This is a genomic window from Streptomyces yatensis (genome assembly GCF_018069625.1).
Lineage (GTDB): Bacteria > Actinomycetota > Actinomycetes > Streptomycetales > Streptomycetaceae > Streptomyces > Streptomyces yatensis.
This window is the reverse complement of the sequence record NZ_CP072941.1, coordinates 3,568,971-3,584,748: the sequence shown is the minus strand read 5'-3', so window position 1 is coordinate 3,584,748 and position 15,778 is coordinate 3,568,971. Positions and strand designations below refer to the sequence as shown.

Below are 15,778 nucleotides of genomic sequence, written 5' to 3'. Positions count from 1 at the left end.
CGGCCTACCGGGCCTTTGGGGCCGAACATCCCATAGCGGGCGCGAGGTTACTGCTGCGTTCTCGTGTCGCGACCGTCCGTATAGCGGAGCGGTACTCCTCACATCACGGTTAGGCATCCATTGCCCGGGAGTACTGGCGGGTGATCACAAACGCGTTGAAGACTCCCGCTCCAAGGGGTGCGGTTCCTGCGTACGACCCCTTCCGAGAAGGTTCCGTACCAGAACGCGACTTTCACCAGGGTTGTGAACAAAGCCGCCACAGCGGCGAGTCGTGGGCCGGTCACCACCGGTCGAGAGGGGTCTCCACCACGATGACGGCACCATTGCACGGCACGAGCACGGACAGCGATCCGGTGGCGACTGCCGATGTAGCGGCGGATGTGGTCAAAGCGTCCGTCGAAGGCAGATCGCTGCGGCAGATCGCCTGGACACGCCTGAAGCGGGACAAGCTCGCGCTGGCGGGTGGCATCGTTGTCGTCTTCCTGGTTCTGGTGGCGATCTTCGCTCCACTGATCGTGAGCCTGCTCGGGCATCCGCCCAATGAGTTCCACCAGGAGGAGATCGACCCGCTGTTCGGCACCCCGAAGGGGTCCATGGGCGGTATCAGCTCGGACTTCCTCTTCGGCGTGGAGCCGTCCAACGGCCGCGACGTCTTCAGCCGCGTCGTCTACGGCGCCCGGATCTCGCTGCTGGTGGCCTTCCTCGCGGCGGTGGTCGCGGTGGTCCTCGGCACCATCTTCGGCATCATCGCCGGGTACTTCGGCGGCTGGGTGGACTCGGTGATCAGCCGGGTGATGGACATGCTGCTGGCCTTCCCGCAGCTGCTCTTCATCATCTCCCTGGTCTCGGTGCTCCCCAACGACCTGCTGGGACTGACCGGCAGCGGGGTGCGCATCGCCATCCTGGTCTCGGTCATCGGCTTCTTCGGCTGGCCGTACGTCGGCCGCATCGTGCGCGGCCAGACGCTGTCGCTGCGCGAGAAGGAGTACATCGAGGCCGCGCGGAGCCTGGGTGCCGGCCGGCGCTACATCCTCTTCCGTGAGCTGCTGCCCAACCTGGTGGCGCCGATCACCGTCTACGCGACGCTGATGATCCCCACCAACATCCTCACGGAGGCCGCGCTCAGCTTCCTCGGCGCGGGCGTGAAGCCGCCCACCGCCTCCTGGGGGCAGATGCTCTCCAAGGCGGTCGGCACCTATGAGGACGACCCGATGTTCATGATCATCCCGGGTGTGGCGATCTTCGTCACGGTGCTGGCCTTCAACCTCTTCGGCGACGGCGTCCGCGACGCACTGGATCCGAAGGGCACCCGATGACGGTGCGGCACACGGCCGCCCGGTCGTACTCGAACGCATCAGCAGCCCCTGCCGCATCCGGCAGAAGGCTCCCCAAGGTATTCCGCGGCGCCATGCCTAGGACCGCTAACCCGGAGGTTGCAGCAACTATGAAACGGCTCTCGAGAAGCAGGCGGATCGCCGGAGCGACGGCTGTCGTCGGCGCCCTGCTGGCCACCGCCGCCTGCGGTGGTGGCAGTTCCGACGACGAGGGCTCGGGTGCCGGGTTCAACGCCGCGGTGAAGGGTGTCGCCGCCAAGTCCGCCAAGAAGGGCGGCACCCTCAAGTTCATCAACAAGCAGGAGTTCGACTCCCTCGACCCGCAGCGCCAGTACTACGGGTTCGCCTGGGACTTCTCCCGCTTCTACGCGCGCCAACTGATCTCCTACACGCCGAAGCCGGGCAACGCCGCGAACGAGCTGACCCCGGACCTCGCCACCTCCACCGGCAAGATCAGCAACGGCGGCAAGACCTACACCTACACCCTGCGCGACGGGATCACCTGGGAGGACGGCTCCCCGATCACGTCCAAGGACGTCAAGTACGGCATCGAGCGCATCTGGGCCAAGGACGTCGTCTCCGGCGGCCCCGGCTATCTGCGCCAGGTCCTGGACCCCAAGAGCGAGTACAAGGGCCCGTACAAGGACAAGTCCAAGGACAAGCTGGGCCTGAAGGCGATCCAGACGCCGGACGACAAGACCATCGTCTTCAACCTCGCCAAGCCCAACGGTGACTTCGAGCAGATGCTCGCGATGCCGACCGGCTCCCCGGTGAAGGCGGACAAGGACACCGGCGCCAAGTACACCAACCGGCCCTTCTCCTCCGGTCCGTACAAGGTCCAGTCGTACACCCCGGGCAAGAGCCTGTCGCTGGTCCGCAACACCAGCTGGAAGAAGGCGTCCGACCCGATCCGCCCGGCCCTGCCGGACAAGGTCTCGGTCACCTTCAACTCCAACCTCGAGGCGATCGACCGGCTGCTGATCAAGGGCGACTACGACGTCTTCCTCAGCGCCACCGGTATGACTCCCTCGGGCCGCAACGACGCCCTCAAGCACAACAAGGGCAACGTCGACAACATCACCACCAGCTTCGTCCGGTACGTCGACTTCACCACCAAGGTCAAGCCGTTCGACAACATCCACTGCCGCAAGGCGGTCGTCTACGGCACCGACTACAAGTCGCTCCAGACCACCCGCGGTGGCCCGCAGGCCGGTGGTGACATCGCCACCAACATGCTCCCCAAGAGCGTGAAGGGCGCGGACAACTACGACCCGTACGGTGTCCTGAAGCGCGGTGGCAAGGCGGACGTGGCCAAGGCCAAGGACGAGCTCAAGCAGTGCGGCAAGCCGGGTGGCTTCTCCACCAGCATCGTGGCCCGCAACGACCAGCCCGCCGAGGTCGAGGCCGCCGAGGCGCTGCAGGCGTCGCTGAAGAAGGTCGGCATCAACCTCAACGTGGAGCCGATCCAGGGCAGCACCTCCGCCAGCATCACCGGCTCGCCGTCGGTGATGAAGAAGCGCGGCTACGGCCTGTCCATGACCGGCTGGGGCCCGGACTTCCCGACCGGCCAGGGCTTCTCCCAGCCGCTGATCGACGGCCGCTTCATCGAGCAGACCGGTAACTACAACGTCTCCGAGACCAACGACGCGGAGATCAACAAGTACTTCGACGACGCGCTCAAGGAGACCGACCCGAGCAAGGCCGGCGCGATCTACCAGAAGATGAACCACAAGGTCAGCGACCTGGCCGTGCAGATGCCGTTCATCTACGAGAAGAACATCACCTGGCGCAGCTCGCGGCTGACGAACGCCTTCTCGTCGGCGGCCTACAACGGTCGCTACGACTACTCCCAGCTGGGCGTCGTCAAGTGACGGCCGGTCACCCGACCCGCCGCACACGTTAACCATCGCCGCACCCGATAGGCCCGAAGGGCAGGTGATGGCCGCGGGTGGTGGCCCGTGATCCCCCTCAACCGGGGTCACGGGCCACCCCCGGGCCGCGCACAGTGCTTGCTTATCTCATCCGGCGCTTGTTCGCCGTCGTCGTGATGCTGTTGGTCGTCACCCTCACGACCTTCGCCATCTTCTTCGTGATCCCGAAGTGGGCCGGTTCCGATCCCGCGCTGCTGTTCGTCGGCAAGCAGGCCGACCCCGCGGCCATCGAGGGCATCCGGGAGAAGCTCAGCCTCGGTGATCCGGTCCTCGTGCAGTTCTGGCACTTCGTCCAAGGCCTCTTCGTGGGCCGTGACTACGCCAACGGCACGGATGTCACCCACTGCCCGGCGCCCTGCTTCGGCTACTCCTTCCGCACCGAGCAGGCGGTGTGGCCGCAGCTCACCGACGCCATGCCGGTGACCCTCTCGCTCGCCGCGGGCGCCTGCCTGCTGTGGCTGGTCGGCGGCATCACCACCGGTGTCGTCTCCGCGCTGCGCCGGGGCACCCTGTGGGACCGCTCGGCGATGACGGTCGCGCTGGCCGGTGTCTCGCTGCCGATCTACTTCACCGGTCTGCTCTCGCTGGCGATCTTCAGCTACTCGCTGAAGTGGGTCAACGTGGACTACAAGGGGCTCGGTGACGATCCGGCGATGTGGTTCGAGAGCCTGATCCTCCCGTGGATCACGCTCGCCTTCCTCTATGCGGCGATGTACGCCCGGCTCACCCGGGCGACCATGCTGGAGATCATGGGAGAGGACTACATCCGCACCGCCCGCGCCAAGGGTCTGCGGGAGCGGGTGGTCATCGGCAGGCACGCGATGCGCTCGACCTGGACCCCGGTCCTCACCCTGCTCGGCCTCGACCTGGGCGCGCTGCTGGGCGGCGCGGTCCTCACCGAGACCACCTACAACCTGCCCGGCCTCGGGCGGCTCGCGGTGAACGCGATCACCGAGAAGGACCTGCCGGTCATCCTCGGCGTCACCCTGATCGCGGCCGTCTTCATCGTGGTCGCCAACCTCATCGTGGACCTCCTGTACGCCGTCATCGACCCGCGAGTGAGGCTCGGATGACCGACCTGACCAAGTCCTCCGGACAGCCCGGGAACGGCGATCTGCCGGCCACCGGCACCGCCGCCGTGGGCGAGGTGGCAGCGGCCGGCTCGCCCGCCCCCACCGCCTTCCTCGAGGTGCGCGATCTGCACGTCCACTTCCCGACCGACGACGGTCTGGTGAAGTCCGTGGACGGGCTCAGCTTCCGGCTGGAGAAGGGCAAGACCCTCGGCATCGTCGGCGAGTCCGGCTCCGGCAAGTCCGTCACCTCGCTCGGCATCATGGGGCTGCACACCGCCGGGCAGTACGGCCGCCGCAAGGCGCGGATCTCCGGTGAGATCTGGCTCAACGGCCAGGAGCTGCTGGGCGCCGACCCCGACGAGGTGCGCAAGCTGCGCGGCCGCGAGATGTCGATGATCTTCCAGGATCCGCTCTCCGCGCTGCACCCGTACTACACCATCGGCCGCCAGATCATCGAGGCGTACCGGGTGCACAACGAGGTCACCAAGGAGGTGGCCCGCAAGCGCGCGATCGACCTGCTGGACCGTGTCGGCATCCCGCAGCCCGACAAGCGCGTGGACAGCTATCCGCACGAGTTCTCCGGCGGTATGCGCCAGCGCGCCATGATCGCGATGGCGCTGGTCAACAACCCCGAGCTGTTGATCGCGGACGAGCCGACCACCGCCCTGGACGTCACCGTCCAGGCGCAGATCCTCGACCTCATCCGGGATCTGCAGAAGGAGTTCGGCTCCGCGGTCATCGTCATCACCCATGACCTGGGCGTGGTCGCCGAGCTCGCCGACGATCTGCTGGTGATGTACGGCGGCCGCTGTGTCGAGCGGGGCCCGGCCGAGAAGGTCTTCTACGAGCCCCAGCACCCGTACACCTGGGGGCTGCTGGGCTCGATGCCCCGGATCGACCGCGACCAGACCGAGCGGCTGATCCCGGTCAAGGGCTCCCCGCCCAGCCTCATCAATGTGCCGTCCGGCTGCGCCTTCCACCCGCGCTGCCCGTACGCCGATGTGCCGAAGGACAACATCACGCGCACCGAGCGGCCGGAGCTCGCCGAGGCCGGGGGCGGCGGGCACTTCTCCGCATGCCATATGTCGCAGGAGGAGCGCACCCGGATCTGGACCGAAGAGATTGCGCCGAAGCTGTGACCGACACGAAGGATCCGAAGATGACGGTCCCGGAGAAGGCGACGACGTCGCCCGAGCCCCTGCTCAAGGTGTCGGGTCTGGTCAAGCACTTCCCCATCAAGAAGGGGCTGCTGCAGCGGCAGGCCGGTGCGGTGCAGGCGGTCGACGGGCTCGACTTCGACGTCCGGCCGGGGGAGACCCTGGGTGTGGTGGGCGAGTCGGGCTGCGGCAAGTCCACCATGGGACGGCTGGTCACCCGGCTGCTGGAACCCACCTCGGGCAAGATCGAGTTCGAGGGCAAGGACATCACGCATCTGAACACCGCTCAGATGCGGCCGATGCGCCGTGACGTCCAGATGATCTTCCAGGACCCGTACTCCTCGCTGAACCCCCGGCACACCGTCGGCGCGATCGTCAGCGCGCCCTTCCGGCTCCAGGGCGTCACCCCGGAGGGCGGCGTCAAGGCCGAGGTCCAGCGGCTGCTGGCGCTGGTCGGGCTCAACCCCGAGCACTACAACCGCTATCCGCACGAGTTCTCCGGCGGTCAGCGGCAGCGCATCGGCATCGCCCGGGCGCTGGCCCTCAAGCCCAAGCTGGTCGTCGCCGACGAACCGGTCTCGGCGCTGGACGTGTCGATCCAGGCGCAGGTGGTCAACCTGCTGGACGACCTCCAGGAGGAGCTGGGCCTGACGTATGTGATCATCGCGCACGATCTGTCGGTCATCCGCCATGTCTCGGACCGGATCGCCGTGATGTACCTCGGGAAGATCGTCGAGCTGGCGGACCGCAAGGACCTCTACGAGCGTCCCATGCACCCGTACACCAAGGCCTTGCTGTCCGCGGTGCCGGTGCCGGACCCCAAGCGGCGCGCCAAGCGGGAGCGGATCCTGCTCAAGGGCGATGTGCCCTCGCCGATCTCCCCGCCGTCCGGCTGCCGCTTCCACACCCGGTGCTGGAAGGCGACCGAGGTGTGCAAGAGCCAGGAGCCGCCACTGGTGACGCTGGCCACCGGCCACCAGGTGGCCTGCCACCACCCGGAGAACGCAGCGGACCAGGCGCCGCAGGAGAAGCCCGGTGCCGAGGCGGCACAGAAGGTGACGAAGAAGACCGAAGGCTGAGACGGGACGGGGCCCGGACGGGGCCGGGCGCATCCGCGGATAACAATGTCGGGTGCTCATCGAACTGTTCACCCCGTCCGTCCAGCACGCGCTCGAAGTCGCCGGGATCTTCGTCTTCGCGATGTCCGGCGCGCTGCTCGCCGTGCGGAAGAACTTCGATGTCTTCGGCATGGCGGTGCTCGCCGAGGCCACCGCGCTGGGCGGCGGGATCTTCCGCGACCTGGTGATCGGCGCGGTGCCGCCCATCGCCTTCACCGACCTCGGCTATTTCCTCACCCCGCTCGTGGCCACCGGCATCGTCTTCTTCCTCCATCCCGAGGTCGAGCGGATCACGGCGGCGGTGGGGGTCTTCGACGCGGCGGGCCTCGGGCTGTTCTGCGTCGAGGGCACGATGAAGGCGCACGATTTCGGGCTCGGTGTCACCGCGTCCGTCACCCTCGGCATGGCCACGGCGGTCGGCGGCGGTGTGATCCGCGACCTGCTCGCCCATGAGGTGCCCTCCCTGCTGCGCTGGGACCGTGACCTGTACGCCGTCCCGGCCATCCTCGGCTCCTCCATAGCGGCGCTGCTGCTTCACTTCGACGCCCTCACGGCGGCCACGAGCGCACTCGCGGCCGCCGTGACGTTTGTGGTGCGGCTGCTGGCGATGCGGTTCGGCTGGCGGGCGCCGCGGGCCTGGAACCGGCGCAGTACGGCGACGGAGGAGAGCTGAGGGGCTCGGGCCGTGGGCCGCACGCAGCGTAAATACCCTTGCGGTTATATAGCCGGGCCGTTATGTTGAGGCCATGGCCATACCGTTCGATGTGCTCGCGGAGCCGAGTCGTCGGCAGATCCTGGACCTCCTGCTGGAGCGGCCCCGCCTGGTCGGTGAGCTGACCGAGCATCTGGGGCTCACCCAGCCGGGCACCTCCAAGCACCTCCGAGTGCTGCGCGAGGCCGGTCTGGTGCGGGTCCGCCGGGACGCCCAGCGCCGCTGGTACGAGCTCTGCCCGGAGCCGCTCGCCGAGGTGGACGCCTGGCTCGCGCCGTACCGTCGGCTGTGGACCGACCGTCTCGACGCGCTCGAACGACACCTGGACACGATGCCGGATTCCCTCGACGCGACCGGCGAACCCGACGTACCCGACGTACTCGACGCACCCGACGGAGAAGCGCCATGAAAGACACCCTTGCCCAGACCGGCGGCGGCCGCTCGGCCCTGCGCCTGGAGCGCCGGCTCGCCCACCCCCCGGAGAAGGTCTGGCGAGCGCTGACCGATCCCGCCCAGCTCGTCCACTGGTTCCCCTCCGAGGTCCAGGTCGAGCTCAAGACCGGCGGCCGGATGGGCTTCGTCTTCCCCGGGCGCGAGGCCCCGGACATGGACGGCGTCGTCACCGAGCTCGATCCGCCCCATGTCTTCGCCTTCACCTGGGGCGAGGACGAGCTCCGCTGGGAGCTGCGCCCCGAGGGCGACGGCTGTGTGCTGACCCTCACCCACACCTTCGGCGACCGCTTCGGCGCGGCCAGCTTCGCCTCCGGCTGGCACGCCTGCATCACCGGTCTTGCGGCCCTGCTGGGCGGCGAGGAGATCGCCCATGGCGACATGGCCGAGCTGCACGAGAAGTACGTCGAGGCGTTCGGCCTGGCCGAGGGGGCGGTGGAGACCACCGAGGACGGCGGCTGGCGGCTGCGCTTCGAACGCCAGCTGGTCCGCCCCGCCGAGACGGCCTGGCGGACGCTGACCGGCCCGGCCGACGACACCCCCGAACCGGCCGCCGGGGCGCCGGTCCCCTTCGGCTTCCGTACGGACGCGGTCCCGGCGGGCCCGATCACCGAGGCGCATCCGCCCCGGGTGCTCGCCTATGCCTGGGAGCGCGACGGCCGTCCCGCCGGGACGGTCCGCTGGGAGCTCACCCAGGGCACCGGCCACGGCGCCCGCCTCATCCTGACCCAGACGGGCCCGGCGGACGCGGAAGCGGAACGCACCGAAGCCCAGCAGGCATGGCGCCACCACATCGGCCTCCTGGCCGCCAAGCTGCTCCGGGTGAGCAGCTGAAAACCCGGCCCGTCCGGTGTTCGAGGACCGGGGTCCGGGGCGTAGCCGCTGGGCAATCCCGGCCCGTCCGGTGTTCGACGACCGGGGTCCGGGGCGGAGCCGCTGGGCAATCCCAGCCCGTCCGGCGCTTGAGGACCAGGGTCCGGGGCGGAGCCCCGGCACGCGGCGGAGCCGCAGGTCGGGAAGGGGCGGGGCAGGGGAGCAACCGCCGGAGGCGCAACCTCAGCCGTCCCCGAGGAACCCGCTCAGCGCAACCGCGAGCTCCGCAGGCGCATCCTCCTGCACCAGATGCCCCGCCCCCTCGATCAGCCGAAACCCCGCCCCCGGAATGCGAGCGGCAAGCTCCCGCCCCCGCTCCACCGGAATCCAGGCGTCCTGCGCGCCCCAGCAGACCAGCACGGGCAGGCTGATCTCCCCGTAGCGGCCCTCGATCTCATCCGTGAACCGCTGATCGTTCTGCGCGATCTGCCGATAGAACGCGGACTGCTCCTCCGGACCGCACCAGCCGTCCACGATCCGCTCCAGCACCCGCGGAGGGAGGCCCGGGGCGCTTCCCGAGCGGACGTACTCGCGCACCAGACCCCGGTGCAGCTCGGGCGGCAGCTGCCCGAAGACCTCGTGGTGGGCGCCGAACAGCCGGTACGTCGGGGACCCCCAAGGCGCCAGCGCCACCACGTCCACCAGCGCCAACCGGCGATACCGCGCACCGTGCAGCAGATGCGCACGCAGCGCGACGCATCCGCCGAAGTCATGGGCGACGACGGCCGGTTCCGCCCCGGCCCCGGTCAGCCCCCACATGTCGAGCAGCTCGCCGAAGACCCGGCCCTGGGCGGCCAGCGAGACGTCCTGGCCGGCCCGCTTCTCGGAGGCCCCGTAGCCCGGCATGTCCCAGACGAACACCCGGTGCCGGTCGGCCAGCGCACGGGCGACGCCCCGCCATACGTACGACGAGAACGGCGTGCCGTGCAGCAGCACGACCGGCGGCGCGTCCGGCGCGCCGAACGCGGCCCAGCGGACCTCGCCGGAGGAGCTGCGGTAGGTGCGGTCCAGCGTCCACTCGGTCTTCCACTCAGTCGCTGTCATGAGTAAAAACGTAGACGGTCCTTACCGATGCTGTCGAGGGGCCGCGCGAGGCGGTGCGAAAGAGGTAGCGGAACGACCGTGCGCCCGCGCGCCCGCTACGCACCCCGCAACGCCTCGTAGAATCGAGGCCACCATGGTTTATCTCGACCACGCCGCCACCACTCCGATGCTCCCGGAGGCGGTGCAGGCGATGACCGCCCAGCTCGCCGTCACGGGCAACGCCTCCTCGCTGCACGCCGCCGGCCGGCGTGCCCGTCGTACCGTCGAGGAGTCGCGTGAATCCCTGGCCGCCTCGCTGGGCGCCCGCCCGAGCGAGGTCGTCTTCACCGCCGGCGGGACCGAGGCCGACAACCTCGCGGTCAAGGGGCTCTACTGGTCCCGCAGGGACGCCGATCCGGCCCGCGCCCGGGTGCTCGCCAGCCCCGTGGAGCACCACGCCGTGCTCGACGCGGTCGACTGGCTCGCGGAGCACGAGGGCGCCCGGGTCGAATGGCTGCCGGTCGACTCCCTCGGGCGGGTCCACCCCGACGCGCTGCGCGAGGCGATCGCCCGCGACCCCTCGGACGTCGCCCTCGCCACCGTCATGTGGGCCAACAACGAGATCGGTACCGTCCAGCCGGTCCGCGAACTCGCCGCGGTCGCCGCCGAATTCGGCGTCCCGCTGCATGCCGACGCGGTCCAGGCGTTCGGCCAGATCGAGGTCGACTTCGCCGCCTCGGGGCTGGCCGCGATGACCGTCAGCGGCCACAAGATAGGCGGCCCCTATGGCATCGGCGCGCTGCTGCTCGGCCGTGAGCACACGCCGGTGCCCGTGCTGCACGGCGGCGGCCAGGAGCGCCAGGTGCGCTCCGGGACCCTCGACACCCCGGCCATCGCCGCCTTCGCCGTCGCCGGAGCGTATGCCACCGAGCACCGCGAGGAGTTCGCCCGCGAGATCGGCGCCCTGCGCGACGCGCTGATCACCGCCGTCCGTACGGCCGTGCCCGACGCGGTTCTCGGCGGCGACCCCGATCCGGCGGGCCGGCTCCCCGCCAATGCCCACTTCTCCTTTCCCGGCTGCGAGGGCGATTCACTGCTTCTGCTGCTGGACGCGCAGGGCATCGAATGCTCGACGGGCTCGGCCTGCACGGCCGGTGTCGCCCAGCCCAGCCATGTGGTCCTGGCCACCGGCAGCGACTCCGACCTGGCCCGCGGCACCCTGCGCTTCTCGCTCGGCCACACCTCGACCAAGGCCGATGTCGAGGCCGTCGCCGAGGCGATCGGCCCGGCGGTGGAGCGGGCGCGCGGGGCGGGGCTCAGCTGAACGGGCGGAGCATCGGCCCGTATCTCCGCCCCCCCGGACCGCCACATAATAACCACGTAATTCGAATTGTCCTGGCGGCCATTTCACATAACCTACGGAACACTCTTCTCCGCTTGAAATGGCGGAGAGCCGTGGGAAAGGATTTCCCCGTCAACGGACCTGGCATGCGCGGAAAGCGCACAGGTTTTCTTCACGGGGAAATCCAGGAGTTCATCGATGTCGCAGCCTTCGCTGCCGCCGCACCACCCGTCGCATCAGCCCCCGCGGTCGCAGGGGGCGCAGCGGCCGCCGTCGCGGGGGCGGCGTGCCAAGCCCGCCCTGAAGCTGATCGTGGGCGGGGCCCTCGCCGTCGCCCTGGTGACCGGCTGCGGGTCCGGAGACGATGACGACGGCGGCAAGAACGGCGGATCGTCCCAGGGCGCCCAGGCGAAGACGCTGGGCAAGGTCGCCATGCCGAAGGTCGGCAAGGAGACCAACACCATGGGCACCTGGGTCACGGACACGACCTTCGCGAAGGGCGATGTCAACAAGATCGTCGGCTACTCGCTCGACGGCGCCACATCGCGGTGGGAGATACCCCTCGGCGGGCAGCTCTGCTGGGCCTCACCGCATATGACCAAGGAGGGGCTGACCGCGGTCCTGTTCCGGGACGGCGCGGGCGAGGACGCGCTGTGCACCCGGGTCGGGCTGGTCGACCTGAAGAAGGGCAAGCTGGTCTGGCAGAAGGAGGGGTCGGACAGCGAGGGCAATTCCGGGGTGCAGTTCGACGAGGTCACCATCGGCGGTGGCACCGTCGCCGCGGGCGGCACCGGCGGCGGGGGAGCCTGGTCGCTGGACGGCACGCCGCTGTGGAAGCCGGCCTACCTCGCGGACTGCGACGACAACGGCTACGCGGGCGGCGATGACAAGATCGTCGCGATCCGCGGCTGTGACAGCGAGGACTCCAGCACCGAGCGGCTGGAGGTCCAGACGGTGGACCCGAAGACCCGCGAGGTGACCTCGTCCTACCAGCTGGACGAGAAGGTCGAATACGCGCATGTGATCTCCACCGCGCCGCTCGTCGTGGCCGTCGACACCGGCGACTCGGACGCCGGGACGGGCACCACGGACATCCTGACCATCGACGACAGCGGCAAGCGGGGCAAGCTGCTCAGCACGATCGACGTCCTGGCCAAGGGATACCAGCCCAACTGCCCGGCCACGAGCGTGGAGGGCTGCGCCGAGCTCGCCCTCGACAAGGCGAGCGGCACCCTCTACCTCTCCTCGGAGGTGGACGTGGACCACGGCGGCCCGGGGGAGCGGATCAGCGGCCTGAACCTGAAGACCGGCAAGGAGACCGGGAAGACGAAGATGGCGGAGAGCAGGTCGCTGATCCCCGTCCAGACCGATGACGACGGTGCCCTCATCGCCTATCTGGGCTCGATGTACAGCGAGGCCGGCGGGGTCGTGCGCGTCGACCCCAAGACCTTCGAGATGGAGACGCTCCAGACCCATCCGGACGACATGAAGGACGCGGAGTCCGGTATGGACGTCTACGGGGACTGCACCATGATCTACACCGGTAAGAAGCTCTACATCGGCGACAACCGGGCGAGCAGGCCCGCCAGCGGCGACGGCGCGGGCCGTCCGCTGGCCGTCGTCTTCGGCGCCTGAGCCGTCTTCGGCGCCTGAGCCGCCGTCCGCGGGCGTCCTAGGACGGCGTCCGTGGCAGGCGCACCGCTCGCACCGCCCGTATATAGCGGTCCCAGTCCCAGTGGCGGCCCGGGTCGGTGTGATCGGTGCCCGGCACCTCCACATGGCCGACGATGTGCTCGCGGTCCCGCGCTATGCCGTACCGCTCGCAGATCGAGGCGGTCAGCCGTGCCGAGGCGCGGTACATCGCGTCCGTGAAGGAGCTCGGCTCGCTCACGAACCCCTCGTGCTCGATGCCGATGCTGCGCTCGTTGTACGAGCGGTTGCCCGCGTGGAACGCCACGTCCAGCTCGCGCACCATCTGAGCGATATGCCCGTCGCGGCGCACCACATAGTGCGCCGCGGCGCGGTGTCCGGGGTCCCGGAAGACCCGCACCGCGTCGTCGTAGCTGCCCTGGACCACATGGATCACCACCCGGTCGATGGGGTAGTCGTCCGGCCGGTCGGCCCACCGCCAGTTCGCCCCCGAGGCCGCGATCCACTCGGCGCCCGGCTGGTCGACCGCGCCCGCCTTGCGCGGCTTTTCGATCCCGGGCAGCCGCCACCACATCCGGGACAGCTCGTCCCGCGCGGCATAGCCCGCTACCCCGGCCGCGCCGAGCCCGACCGCAGAGCCCCCGATCAGGAGGGTGCGCCTGCTGACGCGGCGTCCACCGCCGGTGGTGCTCTCGCTCACGGAACGCTCAACGCGCGGGGGAGGGCATCCGGTTCCGGCCGCCGGGATCATGGCCGGAAGCCTTCGTTCCCGGCGGCGGCCCTCTGGCCGTCCGGGTAGATGAACGTTGAACTGTCTCTGAGGTATCGCTGTTTCCGGGTCTCCGGACCACGGAACGTATCCACCGGAACCACCCACCGGAACCACCCACCGGAATGTGTCCATCCGCTCGACGAGGAGCTGACGGTATGCGCATCGGATTCGCCCTTCCCCAGTTCGGGCCGCTGGCCCACCACCCCGAGGACATCGCGCGGTTCGCCCGCCGGGCCGAGGAGCTCGGCGCGGACAGCCTGTGGGTCGGGGACCGCCTGCTCGCCCCGGTGAACCCGACCGTCGGCTACGCGGGCAGTGATGGGATCCCGCCGGAATTCCGCGCCGTGCTGGATCCCTTCACCGTGCTGGCCACCGCCGCCGCGGCCACCGAGCGGGTCCGGCTCGGCACCGATGTCATCAACGCCCCCTGGTACCCGCCCGCGGTGCTCGCCCGCACCCTCACCACCATCGATCTGCTGAGCGCGGGCCGGCTGCTGGTCGGGCTCGGCACCGGCTGGTCCCCCGAGGAGTACGAGGCGGTCGACATCCCCATGGCCGAGCGCGGCCGGCGCCTCGACGAATGCCTCGACGCGCTGGATGCCTGGTGGACCCGGAACCCGGTCGAGTACCGCGGGGACCACTGGACCGTGCCCGCCTCCCATGTCGACCTCAAACCGGCCTCCCGCCCCCGTCCGCCCGTCTACCTCGCCGCCTTCGCGCCCGCGGCCATGCGTCGGGTGGCCCGGCGCGCCGACGGCTGGCTGCCCGTCGCGATCGTCCCGGCGGCCCCCGGCGCCCCCGACCCCGTCGCCACCCTCGCCGAGGGGCTGGGCGGGGTGCGGGAAGCGGTCGAGCGGGAGGGCCGGGACCCGGCGGCGTTCGACGCGATCCTGCGCGTCAACGCCGGCGCTGGCGCCTCCGTGGACGACATCGCGACGACCCTGGTCCGGGCCGAGCGGGAGGCGGGCATCCAGCACGCCTTCGTCGATCTGATGTATCTCGGGAAGGACACCGACCAGACCCTGGACCTCGTCCAGCGGGTGCTGGAGGGGGCCCGCGCGAGCTGAGCGGGGGCGGTGGCCGACCGCCGCTTACTCATTTAGTCGTTGCACAGGGGGCGACTTATGCTGGTCGGGTTATGACTGACTTCCCCGGTGCGCCCACAGGTCCCCGCGACGGCCGTCGGCTGCGCGTTCTCGCCGCCATGTCCGGCGGTGTGGACTCCGCGGTCGCCGCCGCGCGGGCGGCCGAGGCGGGCCACGACGTGACCGGCGTCCATCTCGCGCTCTCCGCCAACCCGCAGTCGTTCCGCACCGGCGCCCGCGGCTGTTGCACCATCGAGGACTCGCGGGACGCCCGGCGCGCCGCCGATGTGATCGGCATTCCCTTCTATGTGTGGGACCTCGCCGAGCGCTTCCGCGAGGACGTGGTCGAGGACTTCATCGCCGAGTACGAGGCGGGCCGCACCCCCAATCCGTGTCTGCGCTGCAACGAGAAGATCAAGTTCGCCGCGCTGCTGGACAAGGCGCTCGCCCTCGGCTTCGACGCCGTCTGCACCGGGCACTACGCCACGATCGTGGAGCAGCCGGACGGCTCGCGTGAGCTGCACCGCGCCAGCGATATGGCCAAGGACCAGTCCTATGTGCTCGGCGTGCTCGACGAGCGCCAGCTCGCCCACGCGATGTTCCCCCTCGGCGACACCCTGACCACCAAGGACGAGATCCGCGCGGAGGCCGAGCGGCGGGGCCTGGCCGTCGCCAAGAAGCCCGACAGCCATGACATCTGCTTCATCGCCGACGGCGACACCCAGGGCTTCCTGGCAGGTCATCTCGGCACGGCCGAGGGCGACATCGTCGACGAGGACGGGCACAAGCTGGGCACCCACGAGGGCGCGTACGGCTTCACCATCGGCCAGCGCCGGGGGCTGCGCATCGGCCACCCGGCGCCCGACGGCAAGCCGCGCTATGTCCTGGACATCTCCCCGGTGGACAACAGGGTCACGGTCGGCCCGGTCGAGGCGCTGGACGTGGCCGCCCTGACCGCCATCAAGCCGCGCTGGTGCGGGGCCCCTCCGGTGGGCCCCGGCAGCTACACCGCCCAGCTGCGCGCCCATGGCGGCGAGACCGAGGTGACAGCCGAGCCGATCGGGGTATCCGGGCTGCGGGTGACTTTCGACGAGCCGGTGCGGGGCGTGGCCCCGGGGCAGGCGATCGTGCTCTACGACGACACCCGGGTGGTGGGCTCCGCCACCATCGCCACGACCGAGCGCGCCCAGGTGGTCGCCTCCTAGACGGGCCGCCGACCCCGGAGGATATCCCCTTTTGGCAAGGGAGAATATCCGCT

At 69.9% G+C, this 15,778-nt stretch carries 14 protein-coding genes; 12 read left to right on the top strand and 2 right to left on the bottom strand.

Going from position 1 to position 15,778, the window contains the following annotated elements; all coding sequences use genetic code 11:
* The first annotated feature begins 311 nt into the window (after positions 1 to 311).
* The 8 genes from J8403_RS14425 (at position 312) to J8403_RS14390 (ending at position 8,609) form a co-directional block, all read left to right on the top strand.
* Complete coding sequence (locus tag J8403_RS14425; protein ID WP_211123545.1) at positions 312 to 1,316, top strand: ABC transporter permease; 1,005 nt, start codon at positions 312 to 314, stop codon at positions 1,314 to 1,316.
* A gap of 128 nt (positions 1,317 to 1,444) precedes the next feature.
* Positions 1,445 to 3,205, top strand: coding sequence for an ABC transporter substrate-binding protein (locus tag J8403_RS14420; protein ID WP_211123544.1), 1,761 nt, complete (start codon positions 1,445 to 1,447; stop codon positions 3,203 to 3,205).
* A gap of 134 nt (positions 3,206 to 3,339) precedes the next feature.
* On the top strand, positions 3,340 to 4,338 hold the full coding sequence (locus J8403_RS14415; RefSeq protein ID WP_211123543.1) for an ABC transporter permease: 999 nt from the start codon (positions 3,340 to 3,342) through the stop codon (positions 4,336 to 4,338).
* Positions 4,335 to 5,477 carry an ABC transporter ATP-binding protein gene (locus J8403_RS14410; protein WP_246585839.1) on the top strand — a complete coding sequence of 381 codons (1,143 nt, stop codon included), beginning with the start codon at positions 4,335 to 4,337 and terminating at the stop codon, positions 5,475 to 5,477. The genes J8403_RS14415 and J8403_RS14410 overlap by 4 nt, the downstream gene beginning before the upstream one ends.
* 20 nt (positions 5,478 to 5,497) lie before the next feature.
* The gene (locus tag J8403_RS14405; RefSeq protein ID WP_211123542.1) at positions 5,498 to 6,574 is read left to right on the top strand and encodes an ABC transporter ATP-binding protein; all 1,077 of its coding nucleotides are present in this window, start codon (positions 5,498 to 5,500) and stop codon (positions 6,572 to 6,574) included.
* Positions 6,575 to 6,626: 52 nt separating this feature from the next.
* Positions 6,627 to 7,286 (top strand): trimeric intracellular cation channel family protein, encoded by a 660-nt coding sequence (locus J8403_RS14400; RefSeq protein WP_059144113.1) that lies wholly within the window; start codon positions 6,627 to 6,629, stop codon positions 7,284 to 7,286.
* A 73-nt stretch (positions 7,287 to 7,359) separates the two neighbouring features.
* Entirely contained in the window at positions 7,360 to 7,734 is a 375-nt protein-coding gene (locus J8403_RS14395; RefSeq protein WP_211123541.1) for an ArsR/SmtB family transcription factor, read from the top strand.
* Positions 7,731 to 8,609, top strand: coding sequence for an SRPBCC family protein (locus J8403_RS14390; RefSeq protein ID WP_211123540.1), 879 nt, complete (start codon positions 7,731 to 7,733; stop codon positions 8,607 to 8,609). Before J8403_RS14395 ends, J8403_RS14390 begins: the two co-directional genes overlap by 4 nt.
* Positions 8,610 to 8,831: 222 nt before the next feature.
* Here J8403_RS14390 and J8403_RS14385 read toward each other — a convergent pair whose 3' ends face one another.
* Complete coding sequence (locus J8403_RS14385) at positions 8,832 to 9,692, bottom strand: alpha/beta fold hydrolase (RefSeq protein ID WP_211123539.1); 861 nt, start codon at positions 9,690 to 9,692, stop codon at positions 8,832 to 8,834.
* Positions 9,693 to 9,825: 133 nt separating this feature from the next.
* Between J8403_RS14385 and J8403_RS14380 the strand changes: the two genes are divergently transcribed.
* On the top strand, positions 9,826 to 10,995 hold the full coding sequence (locus J8403_RS14380) for a cysteine desulfurase family protein (RefSeq protein WP_211123538.1): 1,170 nt from the start codon (positions 9,826 to 9,828) through the stop codon (positions 10,993 to 10,995).
* A 216-nt stretch (positions 10,996 to 11,211) separates the two neighbouring features.
* Positions 11,212 to 12,648 carry a hypothetical protein gene (locus J8403_RS14375; RefSeq protein WP_246585838.1) on the top strand — a complete coding sequence of 479 codons (1,437 nt, stop codon included), beginning with the start codon at positions 11,212 to 11,214 and terminating at the stop codon, positions 12,646 to 12,648.
* A 37-nt stretch (positions 12,649 to 12,685) separates the two neighbouring features.
* Here J8403_RS14375 and J8403_RS14370 read toward each other — a convergent pair whose 3' ends face one another.
* On the bottom strand, positions 12,686 to 13,414 hold the full coding sequence (locus J8403_RS14370; protein WP_246585837.1) for an N-acetylmuramoyl-L-alanine amidase: 729 nt from the start codon (positions 13,412 to 13,414) through the stop codon (positions 12,686 to 12,688).
* Positions 13,415 to 13,590: 176 nt separating this feature from the next.
* On the opposite strand from J8403_RS14370, the gene J8403_RS14365 reads away from it, so the two are divergent.
* A complete protein-coding gene (locus J8403_RS14365) occupies positions 13,591 to 14,502 on the top strand; it encodes a TIGR03619 family F420-dependent LLM class oxidoreductase (protein ID WP_211123536.1) in 912 nt (303 codons plus the stop codon).
* Between the two features lie 71 nt (positions 14,503 to 14,573).
* Positions 14,574 to 15,725 (top strand): tRNA 2-thiouridine(34) synthase MnmA, encoded by a 1,152-nt coding sequence (gene mnmA / locus J8403_RS14360; protein ID WP_211123535.1) that lies wholly within the window; start codon positions 14,574 to 14,576, stop codon positions 15,723 to 15,725.
* Positions 15,726 to 15,778 lie beyond the last annotated feature (53 nt).